Origin of the sequence: Campylobacter sp. CNRCH_2015_0814, from assembly GCF_025772765.1 — a bacterium.
Classification (GTDB): Bacteria; Campylobacterota; Campylobacteria; order Campylobacterales; family Campylobacteraceae; genus Campylobacter_D.
This window is the reverse complement of sequence record NZ_JAKMSR010000005.1, coordinates 98,335-115,135: the sequence shown is the minus strand read 5'-3', so window position 1 is coordinate 115,135 and position 16,801 is coordinate 98,335. Positions and strand designations below refer to the sequence as shown.

At 31.9% G+C, this 16,801-nt stretch carries 19 protein-coding genes; 1 reads left to right on the top strand and 18 read right to left on the bottom strand.

Features of this window, described 5'->3' with window-relative positions:
* Position 1: 1 nt before the first annotated feature.
* From L8X24_RS04140 to L8X24_RS04115, 6 genes are read right to left on the bottom strand one after another with little or no spacing between them, the layout of a single operon-like run.
* The gene (locus L8X24_RS04140) at positions 2 to 847 is read right to left on the bottom strand and encodes a polyprenyl synthetase family protein (protein ID WP_263663762.1); all 846 of its coding nucleotides are present in this window, start codon (positions 845 to 847) and stop codon (positions 2 to 4) included.
* Entirely contained in the window at positions 847 to 1,926 is a 1,080-nt protein-coding gene (locus L8X24_RS04135; RefSeq protein WP_263663744.1) for a PDZ domain-containing protein, read from the bottom strand. Before L8X24_RS04135 ends, L8X24_RS04140 begins: the two co-directional genes overlap by 1 nt.
* Complete coding sequence (locus tag L8X24_RS04130) at positions 1,923 to 2,228, bottom strand: YbaB/EbfC family nucleoid-associated protein (RefSeq protein ID WP_039667857.1); 306 nt, start codon at positions 2,226 to 2,228, stop codon at positions 1,923 to 1,925. The genes L8X24_RS04135 and L8X24_RS04130 overlap by 4 nt, the downstream gene beginning before the upstream one ends.
* Positions 2,229 to 3,512, bottom strand: coding sequence for a UDP-N-acetylmuramoyl-L-alanyl-D-glutamate--2,6-diaminopimelate ligase (locus tag L8X24_RS04125; protein WP_263663743.1), 1,284 nt, complete (start codon positions 3,510 to 3,512; stop codon positions 2,229 to 2,231).
* Complete coding sequence (locus L8X24_RS04120) at positions 3,496 to 4,035, bottom strand: histidine kinase (RefSeq protein WP_263663742.1); 540 nt, start codon at positions 4,033 to 4,035, stop codon at positions 3,496 to 3,498. Before L8X24_RS04120 ends, L8X24_RS04125 begins: the two co-directional genes overlap by 17 nt.
* Positions 4,022 to 4,291: a NifU family protein gene (locus L8X24_RS04115; RefSeq protein ID WP_041570315.1), complete on the bottom strand. Its 270-nt coding sequence runs from the start codon at positions 4,289 to 4,291 to the stop codon at positions 4,022 to 4,024. Before L8X24_RS04115 ends, L8X24_RS04120 begins: the two co-directional genes overlap by 14 nt.
* 123 nt (positions 4,292 to 4,414) lie before the next feature.
* On the opposite strand from L8X24_RS04115, the gene L8X24_RS04110 reads away from it, so the two are divergent.
* Positions 4,415 to 5,656, top strand: coding sequence for a multidrug effflux MFS transporter (locus L8X24_RS04110; RefSeq protein ID WP_263663741.1), 1,242 nt, complete (start codon positions 4,415 to 4,417; stop codon positions 5,654 to 5,656).
* Positions 5,657 to 6,001: 345 nt separating this feature from the next.
* Here L8X24_RS04110 and flgE read toward each other — a convergent pair whose 3' ends face one another.
* The 12 genes from flgE to rplQ form a co-directional block, all read right to left on the bottom strand.
* Entirely contained in the window at positions 6,002 to 8,383 is a 2,382-nt protein-coding gene (gene flgE, locus L8X24_RS04105) for a flagellar hook protein FlgE (RefSeq protein WP_263663740.1), read from the bottom strand.
* A gap of 234 nt (positions 8,384 to 8,617) precedes the next feature.
* Positions 8,618 to 9,133, bottom strand: a complete 516-nt coding sequence (locus L8X24_RS04100) for a type II toxin-antitoxin system VapC family toxin (protein ID WP_263663739.1) — start codon at positions 9,131 to 9,133, stop codon at positions 8,618 to 8,620.
* Positions 9,133 to 9,480, bottom strand: a complete 348-nt coding sequence (locus tag L8X24_RS04095; RefSeq protein WP_263663738.1) for an STAS-like domain-containing protein — start codon at positions 9,478 to 9,480, stop codon at positions 9,133 to 9,135. The genes L8X24_RS04100 and L8X24_RS04095 overlap by 1 nt, the downstream gene beginning before the upstream one ends.
* A gap of 9 nt (positions 9,481 to 9,489) precedes the next feature.
* A complete protein-coding gene (locus tag L8X24_RS04090; RefSeq protein WP_263663737.1) occupies positions 9,490 to 10,362 on the bottom strand; it encodes an ATP-binding protein in 873 nt (290 codons plus the stop codon).
* A gap of 5 nt (positions 10,363 to 10,367) precedes the next feature.
* Complete coding sequence (hisIE, locus tag L8X24_RS04085; protein ID WP_263663736.1) at positions 10,368 to 10,994, bottom strand: bifunctional phosphoribosyl-AMP cyclohydrolase/phosphoribosyl-ATP diphosphatase HisIE; 627 nt, start codon at positions 10,992 to 10,994, stop codon at positions 10,368 to 10,370.
* A gap of 10 nt (positions 10,995 to 11,004) precedes the next feature.
* Positions 11,005 to 11,772 carry an imidazole glycerol phosphate synthase subunit HisF gene (gene hisF / locus L8X24_RS04080; protein ID WP_263663735.1) on the bottom strand — a complete coding sequence of 256 codons (768 nt, stop codon included), beginning with the start codon at positions 11,770 to 11,772 and terminating at the stop codon, positions 11,005 to 11,007.
* Positions 11,754 to 12,488, bottom strand: a complete 735-nt coding sequence (hisA, locus tag L8X24_RS04075; protein WP_263663734.1) for a 1-(5-phosphoribosyl)-5-[(5-phosphoribosylamino)methylideneamino]imidazole-4-carboxamide isomerase — start codon at positions 12,486 to 12,488, stop codon at positions 11,754 to 11,756. The genes hisF and hisA overlap by 19 nt, the downstream gene beginning before the upstream one ends.
* 6 nt (positions 12,489 to 12,494) lie before the next feature.
* A complete protein-coding gene (hisH, locus tag L8X24_RS04070) occupies positions 12,495 to 13,076 on the bottom strand; it encodes an imidazole glycerol phosphate synthase subunit HisH (protein ID WP_263663733.1) in 582 nt (193 codons plus the stop codon).
* Positions 13,073 to 14,140, bottom strand: coding sequence for a bifunctional histidinol-phosphatase/imidazoleglycerol-phosphate dehydratase HisB (gene hisB / locus L8X24_RS04065; protein WP_263663732.1), 1,068 nt, complete (start codon positions 14,138 to 14,140; stop codon positions 13,073 to 13,075). Before hisB ends, hisH begins: the two co-directional genes overlap by 4 nt.
* On the bottom strand, positions 14,137 to 15,417 hold the full coding sequence (gene hisD, locus L8X24_RS04060) for a histidinol dehydrogenase (RefSeq protein WP_263663731.1): 1,281 nt from the start codon (positions 15,415 to 15,417) through the stop codon (positions 14,137 to 14,139). The genes hisB and hisD overlap by 4 nt, the downstream gene beginning before the upstream one ends.
* Before the next feature lie 9 nt (positions 15,418 to 15,426).
* Complete coding sequence (gene hisG / locus L8X24_RS04055; RefSeq protein ID WP_039667846.1) at positions 15,427 to 16,326, bottom strand: ATP phosphoribosyltransferase; 900 nt, start codon at positions 16,324 to 16,326, stop codon at positions 15,427 to 15,429.
* A 118-nt stretch (positions 16,327 to 16,444) separates the two neighbouring features.
* Positions 16,445 to 16,798, bottom strand: coding sequence for a 50S ribosomal protein L17 (rplQ, locus tag L8X24_RS04050; RefSeq protein WP_012660847.1), 354 nt, complete (start codon positions 16,796 to 16,798; stop codon positions 16,445 to 16,447).
* Positions 16,799 to 16,801 lie beyond the last annotated feature (3 nt).

The following is a 16,801-nucleotide window of genomic DNA, read 5'->3' as shown; positions in this document are numbered from 1 at the left end:
TTTAACCTTTTAAATATTTATCAATCAAAATTTGAAGCTCATTAGCAAGCTTAGAATCTAAATTTTTCATTTTTTCTTCGCATAAAGCTATTTTATCATCTTTTGCCTTTTTAGCACCTTCTAAACCCAAAAGTTTTACAAAAGAATTTTTATGCAAATCATTATGGGTTGGCTTACCTGCTTCTTGGGTATCTAAAGTCGCATCGATAATGTCATCTTTGATTTGAAAAACTAATCCCATCAAAAGCCCTATTTCATAAATTTGCTCACATTCTTTTTCATCTAACTCACAAATTTCACAGCCCATTTTTAAAGCTGCTGCAATCAATCTTGCAGTTTTATGGATATGCAAAAACTCAACTTGTTCTAAATTTAAAGGTTTATCTTCAAAATAACAATCAATAGCCTGACCAATGATCATACCATTAAGCCCTGCATTAAAAGCTAAAGTTTCTATGAGTTTTAATCTAACATTTTCTTTTAAATCAAGTTTAGAAAGTAGCAAAAAAGCTTGAGTATTTAAAGCATCACCTACTAAAATAGCTGTGGTTTCATCATATTTTTTATGTAAAGTTTGCTTTCCTCTGCGCAAAGAAGCATTATCCATAGCAGGCAAATCATCATGTATTAAAGAGTAAGTGTGGATAAATTCCAAAGCCAAAGCCGCATTTAAAGCCTTTTCAAACAAAGCAGGATTTTTAGCATTAACTATACCCAAAAGAAGTTGGGCTCTAAAATGCTTCCCGCCAGCTTCTAGCATCCATTTTAAAGCCTCATTGAAAAATGGATGAAAGCTTTGAGTTTTTGGAAAATTTTGCTCTAAATGTTGTTTGAATTTTTCTAAAATCACTTATTTAGCCTTATAAAAAAGTCAAAGTATCCTTTATTAAAATGCTCAAAATCATTATTTTTCGCTGAAGGGATATTGCTTGCTTGTCTTGAAACTAAAACATCAAAAGTATTAGCTTGAGTTAATATGGCTTGAAGCTCATTGAAATTGTTGATTTTTTGATTATTAATTCTTAAAATTTTATCCCCTTTTAAAAATCCAGCCATTTGCGCTTTAGAATTTGGAGTTACCTCTGTAATATTCATTTTCATATCTACGCGCAATCCTAGATTGCTATAAAAAGAAGTTGGCTTAGCTTGAACTACTTTTTTAGGTTTAGCAAATATACCCAAATCTTTATCAAAAACTGTCGTAGAAATATTGACATCTTTATTGTCTCTTAGCATATTAAAATACAAAGTTGCACCACGATCAGCGAATAAAATTTTCTCATTTAATTTTCTTATATCATCATAAACTTGTCCATCTACACTCACAAGCTCATCATTAAGTAAAAATTGTCCGTTTTTACGTACATTTTTTACATAAATTTTACCATCACGCATATCAAAATCCACACCTATATCACCCCAATAAACATCAGGATATTTTGCAAAGTGTTTTAGATAGCGATTACCTATAAGCTTACCATCTTCTAAGCTTATACCAAGCATTTTACAACACGGTGAGTTAAGCTCTCCGATTTTAGAAGTAAAATCAAGTTGATCACGCTCTGTTAAACTTTGTCCAAAATACTTCAAATGCCCTATATAACTTTGATTATTATCTAAAATTCCCACCCAGCTATTGCGTGTTAATTCTTCTTCATTTCCCATAGGCGCTGGAATTAAACTAAAATCAGTTTTTACTAAATATAAATTTAAAAAAGGATCATATTTAGTATAGCTGTTTAATTTTGCATTTTTAGTTTTAACTACTGCTAGGGTGTTTTCATTTAAAGCAAAAGCAGGTAAGCCTTCATAAATTAACATACTAGCTTTGTTTTTTTCATAACAACCCAAAAAATCATTAAAAGTCGGTCTTGGCACAGCAAAAAGTACACCAGTTATACCCAAAATACAAAGTAAAATTCTCATAGCATTCCCATTCCGCTAAATAAATTACTAGCCATTGATTTTTTATTTTGTTCTACCATTTTCATCACATCATTAATCGCTGCGATTAATAAAATTTGCATAGATTCTTTATCTTCAAGCAAAGAATCATCAATATTTATATCGATGATTTCACCTTTTCCATTAGCGCTAACTTTTACTAAACCACCGCCACTTTTTGCGCTAAATTCTTTTTTTAAAGCTTCCTGCTCTAATTCATTTGCTTTTTCTTGAGCCTTAGTTAAAAGCTCACCCATTTTAGAAAAATCCATATTTTCAAACATTTATTTTCCTTCTTTTAATATCTCTAATACCACTTCTTTATCATTAAAAGGATATTTTACTCCTTTAATCTCTTGATAAGTCTCATCGCCCTTACCCAAAATCACTACAAAATCATTTTTAGTTTTAAGCTCTAATGCTTTTTTTATTGCTTCTTTTCTATCACATTCTATAAAAACACTCTCATCTTTTTCTATACCACTTAAAATATCATTAATGATATCCATAGGCTCTTCTGAACGTGGATTATCACTTGTGATGATGAGTTTTTTAGCATAATGTTTGGCGATTTTAGCCATTAATGGGCGCTTAGTTTTATCCCTATCTCCCCCTGCTCCAAAAACCACAATCAAATCGCGATATTTTAAAGCATCTAAAACTTTTTCTATACCATCGGGCGTATGAGCAAAATCCACAATCACATCTTTTGCAACTACTTGCATTCTACCCTCAATGCCACCAAAATTACTAATGGCCTTTTCAAGTTCTTTTAAATTTGGCTTGACAAGTTCATTCACACAAGCACTTGCAGCCAAAAGATTATAAAGATTAAAAAGCCCCACCAAAGAAGAGTCAATCATAAAAGTTTCTTTGCCAAAATTTACCACAGCTTCAATGCCATTTTTTAAAGCATAAGCTTTGATATGATAATAACTTGGATTTTCTACTCCATAAGTAAAAGCACCTTTGACATTAAAATTTATAGCTTTTGCGTCTTTATTAATAAATTTCATACACTCATCAGTAAAAAAACTTTCTTTTGCCGCTTGGTAGTTTTGAAAGTTTCCATGAAAATCTAAATGATCTTGAGTGATATTAGTAAAAATTTTAGCCTTAAACTCAAGCCCTTCAATGCGGTTTTGTACCAAAGCATGTGAGCTTACTTCCATAATTAAAAATTCACATTTTTCCTTACTTGCTAAAGATAAAAGCTCTAAAGTTTGCAAAATAGGAGCAGTGGTTAAGCCTTTTGGAGAGATATTTTTATCATTTATAAAACTACCCCTAGTTCCCATCAAGGCACATTTATAACCTAAATCAAGCAAGATAGAGTAAATAGCCCCTGCAGTAGTTGTCTTGCCATTTGTGCCTGTAATGCCTATGATTTTTATATTTTCATCTATATTTAAAAGTTTCTTACACTCAGCTATATTTATAATTTTTGCTTGTTTTTCTAAAGCTTGATGGATAAATTTTTCATTTTGAGCAGTTTTTAAGAAAAAACAATCTTTTTCGCATTCATTAGAATTATCACAAATGAAAGTATTTTCAATCTTTACTATCATAATTTAATTCCTTGATTTTCTCACTAAGCTTGATAAATCTATAATTAGAATAAAAATGTACCGAAACATCTTCCATATAAGCTACAAGCATATCTTTATAACCATGCTCTAAAAGTTTTTCCAAAAAATCCACAAAATCTTCTTTATCATTAATGATAAGTTTATTTGATATTATAACATTTTCTAAGGCTTGTTTAAACCCAACTTTTGCTTCACTAAGTAAAAAATCTTGATAACTCAACCCCTCAAAGTCTTCACTTTCTTCTTCATACTGCACACTTTGACTAAGACTAATGAGTTTTTCAATATCTTTATCTACTTTAGTATTTTTATAATTTTGCATAAAAAACTCAAAAAACACAAAGGCTTCTTCAGGGCTTTTTAAAGCTAAATCACAAATGTTGATAAAAGTTAAGAGTCTTTTATTTTTACGCTTTTCATAAGCAAGAGAAAAATACATCTTAGCGTTTTTAAAATCTTTTTTATAAAAGCATTCTATGGCTATTTTTTTATAATTTTGCAAATTCGCTTTCCCCGCCTGCTAAATTTACTATAGTTATATCTGGGTGTATGTCGATTTTAAGCTGTTTTTCTAAGCCATATTTCAAAGTCGTTCCACTTGAAGGACAACCATGACAAGCTCCGGTTAATTTCACATAAACCACACCATTTTTAACCCCTAAAAAATCAAGCCCACCACCATCATTTTCTAAAATATGCATAGTTTTAGCCAAACTTGCTTTTACAGGTTCGATTAATTCCTCATCACTAAAAGGCATATTCATAACTTTTCCTTGATTGTTTTTTAATTTAATTTTATCTTATTTGCCTTTAAAAAATGTAAATTATTGTTTATTTTAGACTTTTTGCTATACAATGGTAAAAATATTTTAGGATTTTGTATGCAAAAACGCACTCAAATAAAAGGTTTTGAAAAACTCAAACTCATTTTCATACTAGGCTTTTTATCTGCCATAGCACCACTTTCGACTGATATGTATTTACCTGCTTTAAATGAAGTAGAAAAAAGCTTTCAAACAAATTCTTTTTACACTCAACTTTCCCTTGCAAGTTTTTTTATAGCCTTTTCTTTGGGTCAGCTTTTTTATGGGCCATTAAGTGATGTATATGGTAGAAAAAAACCTTTGTATATAGGACTTTTTCTTTTTATTTCTTCAAGTATTGCTTGTGTTTTAGTTGATTCCATTCATGCTTTTATAGCTTTGCGTTTTTTTGAAGCTTTGGGAGGTTGTGTGGGTGTAGTTGTAGCAAGAGCTATAGTAAATGATGTTTTTGAGCTTAAAGAAGCAGCGGGGGTTTATGCTTTGATGATGGTTTTTACTTCTTTAGCTCCTATGCTTTCCCCTACTTTTGGTGGAATTTTACTTGAGTTTTTTTCTTGGCGTAGTATATTTTTGACATTATTTATCTTAGGTTTTATTTTATTTTTACTTGTTATTTTTGCCTTAAAAGAAAGCAACCTCAACACCCAAGGTAAGAAATTTAATCACAAAGAAGTTGCAAAAAGTTACAAAAAAATCTTAAAAGATCGTCGGTTTGTGGTGTATTTGCTTTGTGGGAATTTAATTTTTGCAGGATTTTTTGCTTATTTAACCGGTTCATCTTTTGTTTTTACTCGTGTTTTTGAACTCAGCCCTCAACAATACGCAGCCCTTTTTGGAGCTCATGCTTTAAGTTTTGTTGTATGTGCTAATATAAACGCAAGGATAGTTCTTAAACTCTCGCCTTATTATGTTTTACCAAGAGCGCTTATGATGATTACCTTTTTAACTTTTTTACTTATTTTAGGAGCAACTTTTGATCTAGGTTTTTGGGCTTTTGAAATTCCTTTATGTTTAATCATAGCAAGTTTGGGTTTTATCCTGCCAAATACCACCACTTTAGCTATGGCAAGATCAAAACAAAATGCAGGTAGTGCTTCAGCACTCTTAGGGGCAGCACAATTTGCTATGGCAGGAGTAATGGCATTTTTAGTAAGTCTTTTAAATGCTAATACACCTATATTTTTATCACTTATTTTAGGAACTTGTACATTTTTATCTTTGATTTCTTATCTAAGTTTAATCAATAAAAGAAAGTTAAATAAAATCAAAAAGAAGTTAAGCGTGATTTCTCACGCTTAATTAAGCAATATTTTTGAAAAGATTCACTAACTATATCGAACCTTTTTTTAAAAACTTTATATCAATAAATAATATTTATATTTTTCTTGATAATTTTAGTGTTTTTGATCATGATAGCAAACAAAAATATTTTAAATTTACAATGATTAAAACTATTAATAGATGATTAGCTTTATAAATTTTTATTTTAACTTGTCGATATGCAAATCATGCTACTCACTCCTTAAGGCAAAAAAGAAGTGAGTTAGCAATAGATTGAAGGCTTCAAGGCTATCAAGTATTACAAGGCTACCTCGATAACCTTGTAAAGCTTGATCCCAAGGTTTTTAAAACCTTGGGTTAAAATTATTGTTTTAATTGAAGCAAAGTATTTAAAAGCTGATCACTTGTGGTAATCGTTTTTGAGTTTGCTTGATAACCTCTTTGGATTACGATAAGCTCAGTTAATGCACGACTTAAATCCACGTTTGACATTTCTATGGCTGAGCCTTTTAAGCCCCCTCTACCACCTTCACCAGCATGGCCTATAGTAGGTGTTCCTGAGTTTGCTGTCGCTTTGAAAAGGTTATTACCCATTTCTTCAAGCCCCATATTATTTGGGAAAGTAGCTAGAGCAACCTTAGCTAAAGCTAGAGTTTTACCATTTGTAAATTCTCCATAAATATAACCATTCTCATCAGTTCTTAATGCATCTGGTTTTAGATTACCCCCTGTGTAACCATCAGTTTCTTGTTTAGTGGTAGCTGAGTCTTTATCATAGCTTGTTAAACCATCAAAACCACCTGTTGTACCAAAGTCAAGTTTTATAACTTGATCAGGTTTTGAACCATTATTTCCAGTGAAATTTAGCACATTTGGTGTATAGCTTTGAAGCGAGCCATCATTGCCAAATCTTAAATTTCCTACTACTATATTTCCTGGAGCTCCATCACCACTGAAGTTAATCTCTGCGGGTTCAGGTACTGAGATGATGATAGACCACTCGGCCCCACCATCTGCTGTTTTAGCTTGCTTAGTAAATTGCACAGTTAGCTCATGTCTAGTTCCTAGTGAGTCAAAAATTTCTATACTAGCAGTATGAGCTGATAAATACATATCTTGGGAATATTTTTCATTATTACCTGCATTGAAATTTCCATCTAAGGCACTAAACATCGCTGTGAATTTATCGTTAGTGGCTATTTTGTTAGTTTCGTTGGAATAACCTGTAACTTTAAAAGTCATATCTTTAGCATTCGGCTGATCTGGATTAACTATCTTAAATCTACCATCACTTTCAACTGTAACTTTTACCCCAGCATTAGCATCAGCAGCATTAATCTGCATATCTCCATCATAATCAACTGCAAATCTAGCATCTCTTTGTAAAAGTTCTCTTAAATCTTCGGTTGTATGAAATGTTCTTTGTCCGTTAGGAGAAGGCCAAGTATCAGGATCTTGAGCATCTGGATTTTGACCCAAATCGACATTACTAGAACTGTAAATATATTCATGTGCAGTTACAACATTGATCCTATCAACTCCACCTGTTAAATCATTATTTGGAGCAACAGGAGGAGTAACGTTAGGGGGAGTATTTCCATCAGTTCTAATATTTGCACCAACAGTATTATTTGCACCTAAAGATATATCTAAATTCTTGGATTTTGCCGTAGTTCCTGTGCTATTATCATTGGTAAAAGTCATTCTACCGTCTACTATAGAAGCTACCACACCTGTTTCAGCTGTTTTAGCGTTGATAGCATTAATAAAATGATCCTTTCCAGTTCCTTCTGCAGTAATATGAACACCATTTATAGTAATATCTAGAGTTGCTTTTACTGCTGTTCCATCTGCTTGAGTGTAACCCCAAAAAGTATAATCTGTATTCGGTTGAAAATCTGCTTGATTGGCAGGAAGATCATTTCTTAAAGCCTGACCACTAGTCCATTTGGCATCTTTATAACTTACCCATATACCTTGTCCATCTCTTAAGTTTAAGCCCTCACCTTGAGCGTTAAACACCACGCCCATATCAATACCTTTTTCAGTTACTTGGGCTCCACTTTTTGAAGTAGTATAAAACTCAGTATGTCCTGTATCATTTTCATCAACACGACTATTTGTATCTTCTCTAAAACCATGAGTAGAATCAAGAGCATAGATAGGACGCTTGGCAGAAGCATTCATACCTAAAGTATTACCACTATCTAAATTTGCTGTAAGGCTTACTGAAGTACTTGGTCTAGCAGGCATACTCATGCCAGGTGGAATTACTATATCGCCTACTGAAGTTGAAGAATCAATTTGGCCTGTTTCTTGATTATAGTTCCAACCTTGAACAGTATAGCCGTTATTATCTACGAAATTTCCTACTGCATCTGTTTTAAAGTCCCCTGCACGGGTATAATACTGAGTAGTACCACCATCATTTGAAACGATGAAAAATCCATCACCATTGATGGCCATATCGGTGTTTTTATCTGTGGTTTGGATATTACCTTGAGAGTGAATTCTAGTAGTAGAATTTACACCAGAACCAAGTCCTACTTGCATAGGGTTTTTACCACCTAGGTTACCATCTGGAGCTGTAGCTATCTTAGAAGTTTGACTCATAAGCGTTGAGAAATCCGCACGAGAATATTTAAAACCAAATGTATTAACATTGGCTATGTTATTACCTTCTACATCCATTGCGTATTGGTGTGCTTGGAGTCCAGAAACCCCAGCCCAAAGAGATCTCATCATAATTAAATCCTTTAAAAAATATTGCTTTGTGAATATCTCACAATCTTCTATTGCTTATGCAGATATAAAGCAATAAGTGTTCCAAAAATACAAATAAAATGAAATTAAAAAGTAGAAAATAAATTAAAAATTAGGTTTTAATGTGTAAAGTTTTTTTAAAATTACTCGATATAGTCAGTGAATCTTTTCAAAAATATTGCTTAATTAAGCGTGAAAAATCACGCTTAACTTTTATTAAAAATTTTTTAATGCAAGAATATTAAGATCTTTATTTTTAAAATCTTTATCGTTAGTGAATAAAATCATATTTTCTTGTTTGCAAATTTCTACTAAAGCTTTATCGCATAAATCAATAGTTTCATTATCTAAAATTTTCGCAACAAAATTTTTATCAAAATCTACCATCACAAGAGAAAATTTTGCTAACAATAACTTGACAATATTAGTAATATCTTTTTCTATTTCTGAACCCTCTTCGCTATTTCTAAAATTTTTATACTTCAGTTGCTCATCTAACTCTTTTGCCTTTTCAAATTCAATTTTCATACAACGACTATAAAATTCAGAAATATTTAAAAAACTAGTATAACACAGAGCTTTTGATTTTAAAAGCTCATTATATAAACTAGCGCATTCTTCTTGTAGTTTACTATCACTTGCATAAAAAAGATAAATCAAAATATTAGTATCGAAAAATATTTTTTTATTATCTAGTGTAGCAATGTCCTTTAAATGATAAATAACAGACATTAATCTTCTTCTAAAATTTCTTTTATAGATTGGCTGATTTTACCAGAGTTTTTGTAATAATTTTTAGCATTATCTGTTACTCTTTTTAACATTGCCTTATCTTCATCTTTCATATTTTCAACACTAAGTTTTTCTTTTATATATTCCTCACGAAAATCATTGTATAAATTTCCTATAGCGGAATTTAAAAAGGCTGTCGTCAAAATATTAATATCCTTAAATGACAACACTACTTTATCTTCAGTTTCTAATACTTTTTTTATCTCTGCAAAAACTTTTTCCCCATCTTCAGATAAGATACATTGGCTGTTTGTAAGCTGATTTATATTTATTATTTTTGTTTGCATATTTTTTCCTTAAAATAAATCATCATCTTCTATTTTTAACTGATATGAGTTAGTATCATTTGTTTTAAATATCATATTAACCATACTACCATAAAATTCATAATCTAAAATATTATATTTTTCTTTATTGCCACCCATTTCATATAAACAATCCCCACTTAAAATTTGCAGCTTTCCTTTATTTAACTTTATAAATTCCATTATAAGTTTAAAACCAAGACCTCCTGTTTGTTTTTTAGTTGTATTTCCCTCTTTTATAGCCCATTTAATAGCATTTTCAGAAGAAAATTTTTGTCCAAAATAATTATTTAATTTTTTAGCAAATCCTATTCCAGAATCAACAATAGAAAAATGCAACTCATGTTCTTTCTCATCTAAAAAACTACAAATATAAATTTTATCACTTTCGCTATGTATATTTGCGTTATCAAAGATTTCAAAAATTGATTTTGCAGTTTCTTTTTTTACCAATTTACTTATTTTTGGAAATTCTTTATGATCTAATATTACTGAATTAACATACTCCTTAAATACTTCACTTTTAGATTCTTCTTTTGTTTTTATATGGAAGTATTGTTTAAGTTTAGAATGTTTTGTGAAATTTCTTTCATAATTGAAATTTTCTAAAAATCCAATATTATGCAATTTTGAATTACTTGATTTAATAATAATATTATAAGTTTTTAAATATTTTTCTATATAAACACCCAACAAAGCGCATAAACTTACATCAAAAGAATCTTCAATTTGGATAATAATATTATCTGAAAAATTATATTCGGAAAATATTTTTCCAAACTTTAGAATTTTATTATAACCTTTCAAATCACTTTGGATATCTTTTAAAAGATGATGAATAAATATCTGTTTATTGATATTCATACTGTTTATTTTGAATTTCTTTCTTTTAATTTAGCAATCACATCATTTAAACTCAAATCCGCATCAGCTAATAACACTTCTAAATGATAAAGTAAATCAGCTGCTTCATTTATAAGCTCATCTTTGTCTTTAACAGTAGCAGCTAAAGCTGTTTCAACGCCTTCTTCGCCTACTTTTTGTGCTATGCGTTTAGTACCTTTTGAAAAAAGTTCAGCTGTGTAAGAAGAGCTTGCACAGGTGCTTTTACGAGAATTAATCAGCCTTTCAAGACGCGATAAAAATACAAAATCAGCCTTTTTAGAAAGTGTTTCAAAGCAAGAAGTATCACCTGTGTGACAAGTAGCCCCGCTAGGTTTAACTAAAATCAAGATACAATCTCTATCGCAATCAAGCCCCATATCTATAATATGTAAAAAATTTCCACTTTGCTCACCTTTCATCCACAAACGCTCTTTAGTGCGTGAGTAAAATACCACTTTTTTGTGCTTAAAACTTTCTCTTAAAGCTTGTTCATTCATAAAACCTTGCATTAAAACTTCACAAGAATGATAATCTTGAATGATCACAGGAACAAGGTTATTAACCTTTTGCCAGTTAATGCTTTTTATGAATTCTTCTTCATTTATCTTCATAGCTTTTCCTTTAAATACGAATTTGTATGCCTTGATCTTTTAAAAATAGTTTTAATTCTTTAATATCTATAAGTTTTTTATGAAACACTGAAGCTGCTAAAGCTCCATCAACACCAAGTTTAAAAGCGTCTAAAAAATGCTCTTTAGATCCTGCACCACCACTTGCTACCAAAGGCACAGGACAAATCTGTCTAACTTTAGCAAGTTGATCAAGATCATACCCCTTTCTCATGCCATCTTGATTCATCATATTTAGCACGATTTCACCCGCTCCTAGCTCGCATACTTGCTTTACCCACTCTAGTGTTTTTTTACCACTATGATGAGATTTGCTCTCATCTCCGGTGTATTTATAGACTAAAAGCTCGTTGTTTTCATCTTTAAAAGTATCTATACCTACAACTACGCATTGCACTCCAAAGCTTTTTGCAAGGCGTGAGATTAAATCAGGGTCATTTAAAGCAGGGGAATTAATAGAAATTTTATCAGCACCATTTGCTAAAAGCTCTTTTGCGTCATCTTCGCTTTTTATACCCCCTGCGACGCAAAATGGTATAGAGATATTTTGTGCTACTTTGCTTACCCAAGTTCTATCAATGCGCTCATTTTTAGCTGAAGCGGTTATATCATAAAATACTAGCTCATCAATGCCATTTTGTGAGTAAAATTTAGCAAGCTCAATGATATCGCCCATATCTTCATGGTTTTTAAACTGCACCCCTTTAACTACTCTACCATCTTTTACATCCAAACATGCGATTATGCGTTTTGCAAGCATTCTTTAGCCTCCTTTATGCTAAATTCTTTATCAAGCAAGGCTTTGCCTACGATGATACCACTTACTATGCCATTTAACTTTTTAAAATCTTCTAAGCTTGCCACACCTCCGCTTGCTTGAGTTTGTAAATGTGGAAATTTCTCATATAAAGCTTTATATAAAGTGATGTTTGCCCCACTCATCGTGCCATCTTTGGAAATATCTGTACATAAAATGTGCTTTACATTTTTGTAAAAATTTAAAAGCTCAAATAATTTTTCATCGCTTGTTTTACTCCATGCATCAATGGCCACAAAAAACTCATCTTTAACGCAAATACTATCAAGCGCTAAGACTATATTTTCTACGCCAAATTCATTTAAAAGCTCTTGTGTAAAGGCTTTGTTTTTAACCGCTAAAGAGCCTATAACTACGCGTTTAACACCACTATCAAACAAAACTTTAACCTCATCTTTAGTGCGAATTCCCCCACCTACTTGAAGATTTACTTTGATTTTAGAAGCTAGGTTTTCTATGAGTTTTAGTTGTCTTTTACTAGGATCTTTTGCACCGCTTAAATCCACCAAGTGAAGCCAAGCAATGCCTTGAGCCTCATACTCTTGAAATTTAGCTAAAGGATCAAAGCTGTATTCTTGCTTTTTAGCATAATCACCTTTATAAAGCCTTACTACTTTGCCATCTATTAAGTCTAATGCTGGAATGATTTGAGTTTGCATTTTTACCTACATATTTATGAAATTTTTTAATAATACTTCACCCACTTCGCCACTTCTTTCAGGGTGAAACTGCACACCATAAAAATTGTCTTTGTTTAAACTTGCACTAAATTTAGTAGAGTACTCACACTCTGCGATGGTGTATTCATTTAAGCCCACACAATAACTATGCACAAAATAAAAATAAGCCCCATCTAAGTCTTTAAAAAGCTCGTGCGAGCTAAAGACTTGATTCCACCCCATATGTGGGAAAGTAAAATTTGCTTTTTCTTGGAATTTTTGTGTCTCAAAAGGCATAATGCCAAGTGTTTTTTGGTGTAATTCTTCTGAAAATTTACCCAAAATTTGCATACCAAGACAAATACCTAAAAGTGGTTTTGTGGTAGTTTGGATAAAATTTTCTAAATTAAGTGCTTGTAAATTTTCCATTGCTTTAGCTGCTGTGCCAACTCCAGGAAGCAAAAGCTTATCTGCTTGTGAAAGTTCTTTTAAATCATGCGTGATGATACTTTTTTGTCCTAAACGCTCAATTGCAAAAGCAAGAGAAGCTAAATTCGCACAACCTGTATCTATAATAGCTAGTTTCATATCACTCCTTTAGAGCTTGCTAGGTTTTCATTTTCTATTTTTATAGCCATTTTTAAAGCTCTTGCAAAGGCTTTAAAAAGTCCTTCGGCCTTGTGATGATCGTTTTTGCCTTTAACTTTTAAATGCAAACTCGCACCCATAGCATAACTTAGTGAGTAGAAAAAATGCTCTATCATTTCTGTGCTTAATTCTCCAAGCTTTTCTTTTTTAAACTTAGCCTTATAAACTAAATGCGGTCTATTGCAAAAGTCAATCGCACAACTTGCCAAGCACTCATCCATAGGCAAAACAAAGCCATACCTTGCAATGCCTATTTTTTGATCAAGTGCGCTTTTGATAGCCTCTCCCAAAGCAAGTGCAACATCTTCTACGCTGTGATGTTCATCAACTTCTAAATCCCCTTTGCATTTTATCTCTAAAGATATATTTGCATGCGTAGCAATTTGCTCTAACATATGATCAAAAAATGCGATATTTGTTTTTATATCAGCTTTTGCTTTTTCATTAAAAGCTATTTTAACTTGAATTTGAGTTTCTTTGGTATTACGCTCTATACAGGCACTGCGGTAATTTTGCAAGATAAAATCAGCGATTTGCTCCCAATTAAAATCATTTTTATCATATTTTAAACCTTGAATTCCAAGATTTTGTGCCAAAAGCATATCGCTGTCTCTATCGCCTATAACAAAACTTTTATTTTTATCATAAAGTTTATTTTTGATATAGTTTTCAAGCATGGCAGTTTTTGGCTTCCTACAGGCACAATTTTCATGCTCAAAATGTGGACATATAAAAATATCTTCAAATTCTATACCACAACTTTGAAAAACACTTAGCATTTTTTCATGAGCCTTGTCAAAATTTTCCTTAGGAAAAGAATTTGTGCCTAGGCCGTCTTGATTGCTCACCATAACAAATTTAAAACCAAAATTTTTTAACTTTAAAAGTGCATTGATGACACCTTTTTCAAACTCAAGCTTTTCTAAAGAATCGATTTGAAAATCATCTTTTGGTTCATCAATGAGCGTGCCATCTCTATCAATAAATAAAATTTTTGCACTCATTTTAGACTTTCTAATCTTAAACTCACGGCATTTTTATGCCCATCAAGCCCTTCAGCTGCTGCTAAAATTTCCACCACAGGCCCAAGCTTTTTAAAGCCTTCTTTACTAAGTTCTTGTACGGTCATTCTTTTCATAAAATCAGCAAGCCCTAATGAAGAATAAGACTTAGTAAAACCATAAGTTGGTAATACATGATTTGTTCCACTTGCATAATCTCCCATGGATTCTGGAGAATACTCGCCTAAAAATACCGAACCTGCATGCATAATATCATCAAGCAAGCTAGATGGATTTTGTGTATGAATGATCAAATGCTCTGGTGCATAGTCATTTGAAATACTTATAGCATGCTTTATATCTTTTGCAAGAATGATTTTAGAGTGTGCTAAAGATTTTGAAGCAATTTCTTTACGCGAGAGTTTTTCAAGCTGTAAAGCAACTTCACTATCTACATCTTTGGCTAATTTTTCACTTGTACAAACTAAAATCGCTTGAGAATCTGCTCCATGCTCAGCTTGCGAGAGTAAATCTGAAGCTATAAATTTAGCACTAGCAAACTCATCTGCTAAAACTAATACCTCTGAAGGTCCTGCTTGCATATCAATAGCCACTCCATGATTATTAACTTGCTTTTTGGCTTCAGTTACAAAGGCATTTCCTGGGCCAAAAATTTTATCTACTTTTTGCACACTTTGCGTTCCATAAGCAAGCGCTGCTATGGCTCCTGCTCCACCTATTTGATACACTGCATCAACTTTGCAAAGTTTTGCTACAAAAGCAATGGCGGGATGAAGTGGCGCTGGGGAAGCTAAGGCTATAAATTTACATTTTGCAATTTTAGCTGGGATAGCTAACATGAGTGCAGTTGAAAAAAGTGGTGCTAAGCCTCCTGGTATATAAAGCCCTACTTTTTCAATAGCTCTTGTTAGCACCTTACAAGTTACCCCTTCAAAGGTTTGAACTTCTATGGTTTTACTTTCTTGAGCTTTGTGGAATTTATAGATATTTTCATAAGCTATTTTAATAGCTTGTTTTAACTCATCATCAATTTGCTCTGCTAAATTACTAAGCTCTTCATCGCTTAGTTTAATGGAATTTAACTCTACTTTATCAAATTTTATAGCCATTTGTTTTAAAGCTTCATCGCCATTTGTTTTAACATCTTCAATGATTTGTTCTACTATGGTTTTAACATGCGCATTAGCACTCATAGCAGGACGCTTGAGTGCTAATTCTTGTTCGTTTTGGTTTAATTTTTCAAAATCAAGTATTTGCATTTTTATCCTTTAAGAGAGCATTTTTTCAATAGGTAAAACTAAAATCGCACTTGCGCCTTCTTTTTTCAAAGCTTCCATAGTTTCCCAAAATAAATTTTCTTGACTTACCATATGTAGCGCCACTCTAGCTTTATCATTTTCTAAAGGCAAAATCGTAGGTTTTTCAACACCTGGTAACAAGGCTGTAATTTTTTCTAGCTTTTCAATAGGAGCATGCAACATGATGTATTTTGACTCTCTTGCTTGCATAACTCCATTAATCCTAATGAGTAATTTATCGATTAATTCTTGTTTATGTGAAGCTAAACTTTCTTTTCTTTGGATAATGCAAGCTTTTGATTTATAAATCACCATAACTTCCTTAAGTCCATTTGCTTTTAAAGTAGCACCACTTGAAACTAAATCACAAATTCCATCAGCTAAATTTGCACTTGGCGCTACTTCAACTGAGCCTGTTAGCATACAAGTTTTATAAGGAATGTTATTTTCTTCCATAAAACGCTTTAAAAGCTGTGGATAAGAAGTTGCTATGCGTAAATTTTTAAAACTTTCTATACCTTTATACTCGCTATTTTCTGGCAATGCTAAAGACAGGCGACACCCACCAAAATCAAGCTTTTTAAGCATTATAAAATCTGCATTTTCGTTTTTTGATTTTCTTTCTAACTCATTTTCTTCTAAAACATTTTCTCCAACTATACCAAGATCTACCACTCCATCAAAAATTAATCCTGGTATATCATCATCTCTTACTCTAAGTAAATCAATAGGTAAATTTGTAGAAAAAGCAATCAAGCTTTGATCGTGTATACGAAGTTTTACGCCTATGGATTCAAGCAAAGCGATAGAATCTTTGCTTAAACGACCTGATTTTTGTATAGCTATGCGTAATCTTGAATTTTCTTGCATTTTTTTCCTTTTTTGTAGTTAAAAAGATTAATAGTAGCAAAAAATGGATAAAAATACAAAAAATAGTAAGTAAATAAATAAAAATTAAGAAGTTTTTAGCCTTTAAAAAGGCTAAAAATTAAGCTACGAATTCGATGAAAGCCATTTCTGCAGCATCACCACGGCGGATTCTTGTTTTGATAATTCTTGTATAACCACCGTTTCTATCTGCAAATTTAGGTGCGATTTCTGTTACAAGTTTATTTGTAGCTTCCTTATCTTGCAAGCTAGCAAAAACTGCTCTGTGAGCATTGAAATCACCTTTTCTTGCACGAGTAATTAATCTTTCAACATAACCTCTTAATTCTTTTGCTTTAGGTAATGTTGTTTCTATTTTACCTGCTTTAATAATAGCAATGGTAAGGTTTTTTAATAAGGCTGCACGGTGAGTAGAAGTGCGACCTAACTTTCTATATCCATGTCTATGTCTCATTGA